Below are 11,828 nucleotides of genomic sequence, written 5' to 3' on the forward strand. Positions count from 1 at the left end.
CTCATGCGATCCGCATCTCACTCTGCGGGTCGAAGAACACCGCCTTGTCGAGGTTGAAGGCGAGCCGCGACGTTTGACCCGGCGCGATACGCGCATCGGCGCGCAGCCGCGCGACGATCTCCTTGCCGCCGAGACGAGTGACCGCAAAGGTGTCGGAGCCGGCCGGCTCTACCACTTCGATCAGGCAGTCGCCCTCGGCGATGAACTTCGCATTGCGGTCGGCGCCGTCCGGATCGGTCAGGGCTTCCGGACGAATGCCGAACACCACGTCCTTGCCGGCATAGGCCGAAAGCGCGCCATTATGGGGCACCGCGAGCTTCAGGGGCTCGCTGTTCGGCCGCTCCAAAGTCACCGCGACGTTCGCTCCTGCCGCCTCGATCCGGGCCTTCAGCAGGTTCATCGCCGGCGATCCCATGAAGTCCGCGACAAACATGTTGGCGGGGTTGTTGTAGATTTCGGACGGCGTTCCGAACTGCTGCAGCACGCCGTCGCGCAGGACGGCGATCTTCGTGGCGAGTGTCATCGCCTCGATCTGATCATGCGTCACGTAGACGATCGTCGTCTTCATGCGGTTGTGCAGGCGCTTGATCTCGGTACGCATGTCGACGCGGAGCTTCGCGTCGAGGTTCGACAGCGGCTCGTCGAAGAGGAAGACCTGCGGATTGCGCACCAGCGCGCGGCCCATGGCAACGCGCTGGCGCTGGCCGCCCGAGAGCTGGCTCGGTTTGCGGTCGAGCAGGTGGCCGATCTGCAGCATGTCGGCAACCTGCTTGATCGCCTTCTCGCGCTCCTCCTTCGGCACGCCGCGGATCTCCATGCCGAAGGCGATGTTTCCGGCAACCGTCATGTTCGGATAGAGCGCGTAGGACTGGAACACCATGGCGATGTCGCGCTTCGATGGGTGCAGCCCCGAGACCGACCGGCCGTTGATGGCGATGTCGCCCGCGGTAATCGGTTCCAGACCCGCGATCGTGTTCAGGAGGGTCGACTTGCCGCAGCCAGACGGGCCGACGAGCACGAGAAACCCGCCCCTTTCGATCTCGATATTGATGTCCTTGAGAATCTCCAGTGAGCCGTAGGACTTGCGCAGGTTGCTGATTTTCAAGAATGACATGAGCTTATCCTTTCACGGCACCGGACATCAGCCCGCGAACGAAGTAGCGGCCGGACACGATGTAGACGATGAGCGTTGGCAGGGCGGCGAGAATCGCGCCCGCGAAGTGAACGTTGTATTCCTTGACGCCTGTCGACGAGCTCACGAGGTTGTTGAGCGCGACCGTCATCGGCGTCGAGAACGGACCCGAGAACGAGGCGCCGAACAGGAAGTCGTTCCAGATATTGGTGAACTGCCAGATGACCGACACGACGATGATCGGACCGGAGGACGGCAGCATGATCCGCCGGAAGATCTGGAAGAAGCCGGCGCCGTCGATCTGCGCTGCGCGCACCAGTTCGGTCGGGAAGGCCTCGTAGTAGTTGCGGAAATAGAGCGTCGTGAAGCCGATGCCATAGACCACATGCACGAGGATCAGTCCCCAGATCGACCCTGCGAGGCCGAGGACGCCGAGGATGCGCGCCATCGGGATCAGCACGATCTGGAACGGGATGAAGCAGGAGAGCAGCAGCATGCCGAAGAAGATGTTGGCACCCGGGAAGCGCCATTTTGTCAGGACGTAACCGTTGAGCGCACCGACGATCGTCGAGATCGCGACGGCCGGAACCACCATCAGGATCGAGTTGATGAAGAAGGGGCGAAGGCCCGTCGGCTGGACGCCGATCTGCGCCGTCGACCAGGCCGAAAGCCAGGGCTCGACCGTCCAGGTCTGCGGCAGGTTCAGCATGCCGCCCTGGCGGATCTCGTCGAGCGGCTTCAGGGAATTCACCACCATCACGTAGAGCGGCAGCAGAGAATAGAGCGCGAAGACGATGAGCGCTGTGTAGATCAACGCCCGTGTGAGACGGTTGTGCGAGATGACATTGTCTGGGCTGGGGGCGCGCATCAGCGTTTTCCTCCCCGGATTTCGGAATAGAGGTAAGGAATGATGATCGAGAAGATCATGACCAGCATGATGATCGCCGAGGATGCGCCGATGCCCATCTGGTTGCGGGTAAACGTGTAGGAATACATGAAGGTCGCCGGTAGCTCGGTCGCCTGTCCCGGCCCGCCGCCCGTCAGCGCGACGATCAGGTCATAGGCCTTGATCGCGAGATGCGCGAGAACGACGAAGGCTGAGAGGAAGACGGGCCGCATCAGGGGAATGATGATCCGGCGATAGATGGTCATGGTCGCAGCCCCATCGATCTGCGCCGCCTTGATGATCTCATTGTCGACGCCGCGGAGGCCAGCGAGGAACATCGCCATGATGAAGCCGGTCGATTGCCAGACCGCGGCGATGACGACGCAGTAGATCGCGTAGTTGCGGTCCTTGATCCAGTTGAAGGAAAAGCTCTCCCAGCCCCAGAGATGCATCGTGTTCTCAAGCCCGATGCCGGGATCGAGGAACCATTTCCAGGCCGTTCCCGTGACGATGAAGGAAAGCGCCATCGGATAGAGGTAGATCGGCCGAAGAAACCCTTCCGCCCTGATCTTCTGGTCGAGCAGGATGGCGAGCGCGAGGCCGAGCACCGAGCAGATGACGATGTAGAGCGACGCGAAGATCGCCAGGTTGCTGACCGCCCGCCACCAGTGCGGCAGCGCCCAGAGCCGGCTGTAATTCAACAGGCCGACGAAATTGTAGGACGGCAGCATCTTGCTGTCCGTCATCGACAGGAAACCGGTATAGGCTATGAAGCCATAGACGAACACCAGGACGATGAGAAAGCTGGGGGCGAGCACGAGCTTGGGCAAAAGCTCCTGCAGCCGGGTGCGGCTATCCATGTTTGTTACCACCGTATCGTTTCGTTCGTGCTGCGGATCTGTCCCTCACCCTAGCGCTCTCCTCGCCAGCGGGGAGAGGGGACGAAGGTGCCGCAGCTTGCCTCCGATCCCAAAGGGACAGGGAACGCTAGAGCTCGCCGCCTAGTCCCTTCTCCCCGCGAGCGGGGAGAAGGTGCCGGCAGGCGGATGAGGGGCAATCCCTCCTTGCGTCGCTTACTTCGCGGCCTCGACCGCAGCGGCAAGTTCCTTCACCGCGTCTTCCGAGCTGAGCTCGCCGTTGAACTGGCGGGTCACGACGTCGTAGATCGCGTTCTTGACGGCGGCCGGATTGGCATGGCCGTGGGCCATGGAGCCGTAGAGCGTGCCGTTGGCGTTTGCTTCGGCGAGGTCCTTGATCCCCTTCTTGCCGCAGGCGTCGAAGTCGGTGTCCGGAACGTCGGTACGGGCCGGAACGGATCCCTTGACGACGTTGAAGGCCGACTGGAAGGTCGGGCTTTCGATGGCGGAAGCCATCTGCAGCTGGGCCGGAACCTTGTCATCCGAGACCTTGAACATCGCGAACTGGTCGGAGTTGAAGGTGACGGACCCTTGAGTTCCCGGGAAACGGATGCAGACGAAATCGGTGCCCGGCACCTTCTTCGCCTTCAGGAATTCGCCCTTCGCCCAGTCGCCCATGAACTGCAGGCCGGCCTTGTTCTCGATGACCATGGCCGAAGCAAGATTCCAGTCGCGGCCGGAGAAGTTATCGTCGACATAGGAGCGGAGCTTCGTCATGCGGTCGAAGGCTTCCTTCATCTTGTCGCTACCGAGCGCTGCCGGATCGAGGTCGATGAAGGCCTGCTTGTAGAAGTCGTTGCCGAGCGAGAGCACGACGGCATCGAAGATCGTCGCATCCTGCCAGGGCTGGCCACCATGAGCGACCGGCGTGATGCCCTGCTCCTTGAACTTGTCGAGCAGGGCGATCAGCTCATCCCAGTTCGTCGGCTCCTTGCCGCCGGCCTTGTCGAGGGCGGCCTTGTTGATCCAGACCCAGTTCGTCGAATGGACGTTGACCGGTGCGGCGATCCAGTGGCCGTCATACTTCGAGAATTGCTGCAGCGCGGACGGAACGACCTTGTCCCAGCCTTCCTTGCCGGCGATGTCGTCGAGGTTGCCGAGCGCGCCTTCCTTGGCCCAGTCGAGAATGTCGAAGCCAAGCATCTGCACCGCCGTCGGAGCGTTACCGGCGGTGACGCGGGCGCGAAGCACGGTCATGGCTTCCGTGCCGCCGCCGCCGGCGACCGGCATGTCGGTCCAGCCGATGCCCTTGCCTTCCAGGTCCTTTTTCAGAACGTCGAGTGCCGCAGCCTCGCCGCCGGACGTCCACCAGTGCAACACTTCCACGTTCTCTGCTGCGCGCACGGCCGTCGCCGCCAACATCAGTGCTGCAACAGCCGTCGTCGTCATCAACTTGCGCATCGTTATCCTCCCGTTTGCAAGTTACCGAAGCGGAATCTCCTCCCGCTTTATTCGATGCCGCCCGTTCTCCCCGGACGGCAATGGGCCTGCGGCATGCGCCGCCCGGCCAATTTAAAACGTTACAAATACAGCCAAGTCAAGCGCACAAGCCCTTTCTGATGCTTTGCCAGCCAAACCAACTGAATTTGCTGGATTATACGGCAACACCGACATGGTGCAACGCAACAAATCCGGCTCCTTCTATCCATTTAAAACGTTTTCATCATACGATTGCCTAATGGTTCGCGTCACGTTACAAAGCCGCTCTTGATCGTTCGCAGGAAGGAACCCTTGGCCGCTCGCTCCAAACCCGTCAGTTCCGGCAACGGCCCGGCAAAAGGCCGCGGCAAGCCGACCCTGCGCACCATAGCGGACATTACCGGCCTTGCCGTCACGACGGTGTCGCGGGCGCTCGCCAACGCCCCGCAAATCTCCATCGAGACGCGCAACCGCGTTCGCCAGGTGGCGCTCGATATCGGCTACTCGCCGGACCGTGCGGCCCAACGCTTGAAAACCGGCCGCACCAACGTCATTGCGGTCCTGCTCGAGCCCCATGAGGAAATACTCGGATACGGAACCTCCGTCATGGCCGGCATCGCCAAGGCGCTGCAGGGCACGTCGTATCACCTGATCGTCATGCCGAATTTCCTGAATTCGGCGAACATCGATGCGATCAACTACATCATTCGCAACAGCATGGCGGACGGCTTGATCTTCTCGCGTACGGAGCCGCTCGATGCCCGCGTCATGCTGCTCTCCGAAAACGGCTTCCCTTTCGTCACGCACGGCCGCACCGAACTCGCGACGCCGCATCCCTTCGTCGACTACGACAATTTCACCTTCGCCTACGAAGCGACGCGCCGGCTGATCGCCAAGGGACGGCGCAGGCTGGCGCTGATCAGCGGACCCGCCGGCTACACCTTCGCCGGCCATATCCAGCACGGCTTCATGACCGCAGTGCGCGAGGCCGGCTGCGCCTATGAGATCCTTTCCGACATCGACCTCGACAGCCCGGCGGGCGCGATCCGCGACCGCATCCGCCGGCGCTACGCCGAGAAGGACCCGCCGGACGGTTTTGCCTGCGGCGGCGAGGTCTGCGCGCTTGCGACGATTACCGGCATGACCGACTGCGGCCTGACGCTTGGGCTCGAATACGACATCGTCGCCAAGCAGACGTCGCAGCTTTTGAGCGCGATCCAGCCACGGGTCGACACGATCTACGAAGACCTGACCGCAACCGGCGAGCATATGGGCCGCATCCTGCTGCGCCGCATTGCCGGCAGCACCGACGTCAACGAACTGCAGTTGCTGCTGAGCCCCGAGCTTCCCTTCGAGACGCAACCGGCGAGCGTGGCTGACTGAACCCGGCGCGACAGGCCGGCGCGCACGGGAGTGCGAAAATCGCCTCCCGCTCCACTTCGCGCTTGCCGTCCGTGTCCGCATGTCAGCTCTCCTCCCAATCCGGCTTCAGCGCGGCATCCACCAGTTGGTGCGCTGGCCGATATGCATGTTGAGCGTCTTGGTTTCGGTGTAATCCTCGACCGCGTGACGTCCGAGTTCACGGCCAAGGCCGGACTGCCGGTAGCCGCCGAAGGGCAGTTCCGAGGCGCCGTCCATGAAGGTGTTCATCCAGATCGTGCCGGCGCGCACGCGCCGTCCGATCGTGAGGCAGGTGTCGAAATCGCGGCTCCAGACGCCGGCCGAAAGTCCGTAGTCGATGGAGTTGGCGATCTTGATCGCCTCTTCCGTCGTCTCGAAGGTGAGGACGGACAGAACCGGGCCGAAGACCTCTTCGCGGGCGACCGCCATTTCCGGCCTGACGGCAGAGAGAATGGTCGGCGCCATGAACTGCCCCATGCCGAGGTCGAGCGCCGCACCGCCATGGGCGACAGTCGCGCCATCGCTGGAAGCCGAAGAAACATAGCCGGCGATCTTTTCGAGGTGCTGCGGCGTGATGATCGCCCCAACCTGCGTTTCGGGGTCAAGGGGATCGCCGACCTTCACCTTGGCCGAGAGGCTGGCGATGCGCGCCGTCACCTCGTCGGCGATATCGCGATGGAGGATCAGCCGGGAGCCAGCATTGCAGCATTCGCCGGCATTGAAATAGGCGCCGAAGACGGCGGCATCGATGAACTCGTCGAGATTGGCGTCGGGGAAGACGATCTGCGGGTTCTTGCCGCCGAGTTCCAGCGAGACCTTCTTCAGAGTCTGGGCGGCGTTCGCCATGGTCAGCCGGCCGACACCCGTCGAACCGGTGAACGAGACCATGTCGACGTCTGGATGGCTCGTCAGCGGCGCACCGGCCTCCGGTCCCGTGCCGACGATGATATTGACGACACCCGCCGGAACACCCGCCGCCTCAAGAATTTCACCGAGAACGAGCGTCGAGCCCGAGGTGAGCTCGGACGGTTTCACCACCGTCGTGCAGCCGGCGGCAAGCGCGAAGGGCAGCTTCTGGCTGACGATCAGGAAGGGGAAGTTCCAGGGCGTGATGATCGAGACGACGCCGATCGCCTCGCGCAGCACGACGCCGAGCGTGCCGTCGCCGAGCGTATTGTAGCTTTCGCCGGAAAGATCGCGAGCGAGTGCTGCGGCGTAGCGCCAGATATCGGCCGCTCCTGCCAATTCGCCCTTCGCCTGGCTGATCGGCTTGCCCGATTCGATCGCATCGAGAAAGGCGAGCTCATCGGCGCGGGCGGCGATCATGTCGGCGGCGCGCAGCAGGACGAGTGACCGCTCCGACGCGGTCATGCGTGGCCACGGGCCGTCATCGAAGGCACGCCTTGCCGCAGCGATCGCGCGTTCGGCATCGATCTTCTTCGCCGCCTGGTAGCGGCTGACGGTGACGCCATGGCCGGGCGCAACCCGCTCGATCGTGCTGCCTTCCGCGCCATCAACCCACTTGCCGTCGATCAGCATCCGGAATTCGCGAACCTTGTAATCGCCGAGCGCCTTGGGTTTCACCAGAACCGTCATCACCATTCTCCCTTGAAGCGCGCTTCGCGCTTTTCGCTGAAGGCCGCGACGCCCTCCTTGAGATCGCCGGTCTTGGCGACAAGGATCGACCCCAGCGCCTCGACCGCAGCGCCCTTGTCCTCGCCATTCGCCGAGGCGATCATCAGTTTCGATATTTCGAGCGCCGCCGGTCCGCGGCTTGCGATGCGCGCGGCATAGTCCCGCGATGCCTGCATGACGGTGCCTGTCTCGACCACGGCATCAACCAGCCCCTCCGCCCTCGCCTCCTCCGCGGAGAACATTTCGCCGCCGAGCACCATGCGGCGCACGATCTGTGCGCCGAAGCGGGAGACCAGGCGCTGCGTGCCGGACCAGCCCGGCACCATGCCGAGGCTCGTTTCGGGGAGGCCGATCTTCACCTGGCGTTCAGCGATGCGGATATCCGCGGCCGCCGCCAGTTCCAGCCCGCCACCGAGCGCATGACCGTTGAGCGCCGCAATCACCGGCATGCGGAGCGTCGCCAGTCGCTCGAAGACGCGGTGGCCGAAGCGCACCCAATCATGGCCGAATTCGGCGGCATCCATGCCACCCCAGGCCTTGATATCGCCGCCGGCGGAAAAGGCCTTGCCCTCCCCGGTCAGGATCACGACGCGCACAGCACGTTTCACCTCGACCGCGTCGCAGGCGGCAGCGAGCGCCTTCAGCATATCGATGTCGAAGGCATTGAGCTTTTCGGGCCTCGACACGGTCATGATGGCGACCGCGCCTTCGACCTCAATCCGAATGCGCTCGTCAGCCATGCGCGCCTCCCGCAATTTTCCGCGCAGCCTTCGCCGGCAGCGTCAGACCGAGCGGCGCCTCGTTGAATAGCACGCTATCCATCTGCTTCAGCCGGTCGGACACGATCAGCGGAAATTCGGATTGGTCGAGGATATGTTCTTTGAGGTCCGCGCCGGGCGCGATTTCGGTGAGCACGACGCCTTCCGGCGTCAGCTTCAGCACGCAGCGCTCGGTCACATAGGTGACATCCTGCCCCTGTTCGACCGCCCGGCGGCCGGAGAAGGTGACGTGTTCGACCGCATTGACGAGTTTCTTAAGCTTGCCTTCCCTTTCGATGACAAGCTTACCGTCGGCGACCGAGAGTTTCGCGCCGGCATTGAACATGCCCGAGAAGACGATCTTTCTCGCCCGCGCGGTGATGTCGACAAAACCGCCGGCGCCCGCCGTCACATGCGGCCGGAAGCTGAGCTTCGACACGTTGACCGAGCCGGTGCGGTCGATTTCCAGGAAGGAAAGCAGCGAGGCATCGAAGCCGGCGCCCTGGAAATAGGTGAACTGGTAGGGCGACGGCATGAAGGCGTCGGCATTCGACGCGCAGCCGAAGGCGAAGTCGAGGAGCGGCACGCCGCCGACCGCCCCCTGCTCGATCACCCAGGTGACCGCGCCGTGCAGGCCTTCTTCCAGCAGGATCCGCGGTACATTGGCAGAAATGCCGAAGCCGAGATTGACCGCACTCCCCGTTTCGAGCTCCTGCGCGACGCGGCGGGCGATCACCTTCTGGATGCTGAATTCGGGAACGCGAAAGCTGTCGAGCGGGCGGAAGATCTCGCCGGAGATGGCGGGATCGTAATGCGTCTGCGTCGTCTGCTTCTGGTCCGGGTCGACCACCACATAGTCGACGAGCACGCCCGGCACGCGCACGTCATGGGGCTTAAGCGAGCCTTCCTTGGTGATGCGCTTGACCTGGGCAATGACGATGCCGCCGTTGTTGCGGGCGGCGAGCGCCTGATCGAGCCCGCCGAGATAGGCGCCCTCGTGTTCGTAGGTAAGATTGCCGCGCTCGTCGGCGGTCGTCGCCCGGATGATCGCCACCTGAGGCGCGATCGCCTTGAAATAGAGCCATTCCTCGCCCTCGAAGGCGATCTTCTTCACCACCGGCTCGGCCGCGGCGGACGCGTTCATGGCGCAGCCTTCGCGCGAGGGATCGACGAAGGTGTCGAGCCCGACCTTGGTCATGACCCCCGGGCGTTTCGCCGCCGCCTCGCGATGCATGTCGAAGAGAATGCCGGAAGGAATGTTGTAGGCCGCCACTTCGTTGGCCCCGATCATCTGCCAGATCAGCGGCGGCTCGGCGCTCGACGGGCCGGAAGGATAGGATCCGCCGATGATCTTCTTCAGCAAGCCCTTCTTGGCGATATAGTCGACGCCCTTGATCCCGCTCATGTCGCCGGCCGCGATCGGATGCAGTGTCGTCAGGCCACGCGGGTGGCCGGTCGCATCGAAACGCTCGCCGATCGCCTTCAGCATCAAGTCCGGGCATCCGAGACCGCTGGAGGAGGAGACCGACACGACCGCGCCGTCGGGTATCAGGGCTGCCGCTTCCGCCGGGGAAATATGCTTGTTCATGGAGTTCAAAGTCCCGTTTCGATTGCCGCGGCCGTGCCAGTCGCCGCCGCCTTGAGCACTGCAAGGCCGGTCGCCAGCGACCAAACGCCGTCTTCGCCGGTGGCGGTGGGGGCGCCCTTGCCTTCGATTGCCGCATGGAAAGCGGAAAGCGCCGTTTCGTAGAGATTGCTGTGGTCGAGCGGCAGTTCGCTTTCGCCCTCTTCGTTGCGCAGCAAGACGGTGCCGACCGGCCGCTGCGTCATCACGTTGCGGCCGATCAGCGAGCCTTCGGTGCCATGCACTTCAAGACCGGTCTCGGCATATTTCGTCGTGAAAGCATCGTGGAACTGGGCGATGACGCCTGAACGGAAGCGTAGGACCCCCATCACGCCGTCTTCCAGCCCCTCCTTGCCCATGCCGGCACTGTGGCTGATCGCCACGGCCTCAATCGGGTCGTCGTTCAAGATGAAGCGCAGCGTGTCGGCGTCATGCACGGTGATGTCGAGGATGACGCCGCCGCCCGCTTCCGGCCTGTCGAGCCGCCAGCCCTGAAGATGCGGCGGCAGATAGACGGCATGAAAGACACGTGCGGCGATCGGCCGACCAATCCTGCCAGCGGCGATTGCGTCGCGCATGGCGCGATGGGTCGCGGCATTGCGCAAGTGGTGGTTCGTACCGAGCACGACACCGGCCTCGCATGCGGTGAGCACCATTTCGCAGGCGTCATTGAGGTTCATCGCCAGCGGCTTCTCGCAGAGCACGTGCTTGCCGGCACGGATTGCCGCCAGCGCCTGGTCGTGATGCAGTTCGTTGGTGGTGGAGATATAGACCGCATCGACGTCCGGATCGCCGACAAGATCCGCGACGCTGGTGACGGCCGTGGCGATGCCGTTTTCCGCAGCATAGGCCTGGCCGCGCTCCTCGCTGGAGCTCATCACCGAAACAGCCTCTCCGCCCGCGGCGCGGATGGCGCCGATTACCCATTCGTGCGCGATCGTGCTCGCACCGATCAATCCCCAGCGAATCATGACGAAACCTCCTTCAATCTTCGTTCGATCGCTGCACCGCAGCTCTGGCGAACGACGAGCCGCACCGGACTGACAATTGCCTCCGGCTCCGCCCGGCCCGCCTTGATCTGCTTCAAGAGCAATTCCGCAGCACGCTCGCCCATGCCCTGCGGATCGACCGAGACCGTGGTGAGCGCAGGCACCGCCGTCTTCGCCTCGATGACGTCGTCGAAGCCGATCACGGCAAAATCCGCGCCCGGCTCCAGCCGCCGCGCCCTGAGCCCGTCGCAGACCCCGAAGGCGACGGCATCGTTGAAGCAGAGCGCCGCGGTCGCCCGCTCCTCCAGCATCATTGCCTGTTCGATCGCAGTCACGCCGCCGGCGCGCGACGGCGCGGAGCCGATCACAAGGTCATCTCCCGCGTTAAGGCCCGCCTCGCGGAGCGCATCGCGATAGCCGCGCACGCGCGCCTCGAAGACCGCGGTATCGGCAAAGCCGCCCAGAAAGGCGATGCGGCGATGGCCGCGCGCGATCAGGTGGCGGACCGCCGCCAGCGCCCCGGCGCGATTGTCCGAGATCAGCGATGAAACGCCCGCGCCGGCGATGTCGCGCACGACGAGCACCACGGGAATGCCGCTCTCGACGAGCGGCGCGAGATCGGCGGCTTCCGTTCCGCGCGCCGGCGAGATGATGAGCCCTGACACGCCATGCTCGCGCATCGACGCGATGACCTCGCGCTGGCGCTCGCTCTTCTCGCCGGTGTTGGCAAGGAACTGCACGAAACCCGCGGACTGCACCACGGCATCGACGCCGACGGCGAGTTCCGCGAAGAAGCTGTTGGTCAGGTCGTTAACGACGATGCCGATGATCTTCGATGTCGCCTGGCGCAGGTTGGCGGCGCTGCGATTGTAGACATAGCCGAGCTCGCGGATCACCGCGTTCACCTTGGCCCGCGTCGCCTCGTTGACCAGCGAGCTGCCCTGCAGGACGAGCGACACGGTCGACTTCGACACGCCAGCGGCGCGCGCAATGTCGATAACCGTCACCCGCTCCTTTGCCATCAATATCCTCCCGACCTGCATTTCATCTCTCTCCCACTTAATAAT

General features: G+C 63.7%; 10 protein-coding genes. 1 reads left to right on the forward strand and 9 read right to left on the reverse strand.

Going from position 1 to position 11,828, the window contains the following annotated elements; translation table 11 throughout:
• Window position 1: 1 nt before the first annotated feature.
• From QA637_RS16485 to QA637_RS16500, 4 genes are all read right to left on the reverse strand, one after another.
• Window positions 2-1,114 (reverse strand): ABC transporter ATP-binding protein, encoded by a 1,113-nt coding sequence (locus QA637_RS16485; protein ID WP_153436843.1) that lies wholly within the window; start codon window positions 1,112-1,114, stop codon window positions 2-4.
• Window positions 1,115-1,118: 4 nt separating this feature from the next.
• A complete protein-coding gene (locus QA637_RS16490) occupies window positions 1,119-2,000 on the reverse strand; it encodes a carbohydrate ABC transporter permease (RefSeq protein WP_153436844.1) in 882 nt (293 codons plus the stop codon).
• A complete protein-coding gene (locus QA637_RS16495; protein WP_153436845.1) occupies window positions 2,000-2,878 on the reverse strand; it encodes a carbohydrate ABC transporter permease in 879 nt (292 codons plus the stop codon). Before QA637_RS16495 ends, QA637_RS16490 begins: the two co-directional genes overlap by 1 nt.
• 213 nt (window positions 2,879-3,091) lie before the next feature.
• Entirely contained in the window at window positions 3,092-4,336 is a 1,245-nt protein-coding gene (locus QA637_RS16500; RefSeq protein WP_153436846.1) for an ABC transporter substrate-binding protein, read from the reverse strand.
• A 330-nt stretch (window positions 4,337-4,666) separates the two neighbouring features.
• On the opposite strand from QA637_RS16500, the gene QA637_RS16505 reads away from it, so the two are divergent.
• The gene (locus QA637_RS16505; RefSeq protein ID WP_153436847.1) at window positions 4,667-5,737 is read left to right on the forward strand and encodes a LacI family transcriptional regulator; all 1,071 of its coding nucleotides are present in this window, start codon (window positions 4,667-4,669) and stop codon (window positions 5,735-5,737) included.
• A 105-nt stretch (window positions 5,738-5,842) separates the two neighbouring features.
• Here QA637_RS16505 and QA637_RS16510 read toward each other — a convergent pair whose 3' ends face one another.
• The 5 genes from QA637_RS16510 to QA637_RS16530 are packed head-to-tail and all read right to left on the reverse strand — an operon-like array spanning window position 5,843 to window position 11,783.
• On the reverse strand, window positions 5,843-7,351 hold the full coding sequence (locus QA637_RS16510) for an aldehyde dehydrogenase family protein (RefSeq protein WP_153436848.1): 1,509 nt from the start codon (window positions 7,349-7,351) through the stop codon (window positions 5,843-5,845).
• Window positions 7,351-8,130, reverse strand: coding sequence for an enoyl-CoA hydratase/isomerase family protein (locus QA637_RS16515; protein WP_153436849.1), 780 nt, complete (start codon window positions 8,128-8,130; stop codon window positions 7,351-7,353). The genes QA637_RS16510 and QA637_RS16515 overlap by 1 nt, the downstream gene beginning before the upstream one ends.
• Window positions 8,123-9,736 (reverse strand): acyl CoA:acetate/3-ketoacid CoA transferase, encoded by a 1,614-nt coding sequence (locus QA637_RS16520; protein ID WP_153436850.1) that lies wholly within the window; start codon window positions 9,734-9,736, stop codon window positions 8,123-8,125. The genes QA637_RS16515 and QA637_RS16520 overlap by 8 nt, the downstream gene beginning before the upstream one ends.
• Before the next feature lie 5 nt (window positions 9,737-9,741).
• A complete protein-coding gene (locus QA637_RS16525; RefSeq protein WP_153436851.1) occupies window positions 9,742-10,743 on the reverse strand; it encodes a Gfo/Idh/MocA family protein in 1,002 nt (333 codons plus the stop codon).
• Window positions 10,740-11,783, reverse strand: a complete 1,044-nt coding sequence (locus tag QA637_RS16530) for a LacI family DNA-binding transcriptional regulator (RefSeq protein WP_153436852.1) — start codon at window positions 11,781-11,783, stop codon at window positions 10,740-10,742. The genes QA637_RS16525 and QA637_RS16530 overlap by 4 nt, the downstream gene beginning before the upstream one ends.
• Between the last annotated feature and the right edge of the window lie 45 nt (window positions 11,784-11,828).

This window comes from Sinorhizobium terangae, from assembly GCF_029714365.1.
Taxonomy (GTDB): Bacteria; Pseudomonadota; Alphaproteobacteria; order Rhizobiales; family Rhizobiaceae; genus Sinorhizobium; species Sinorhizobium terangae.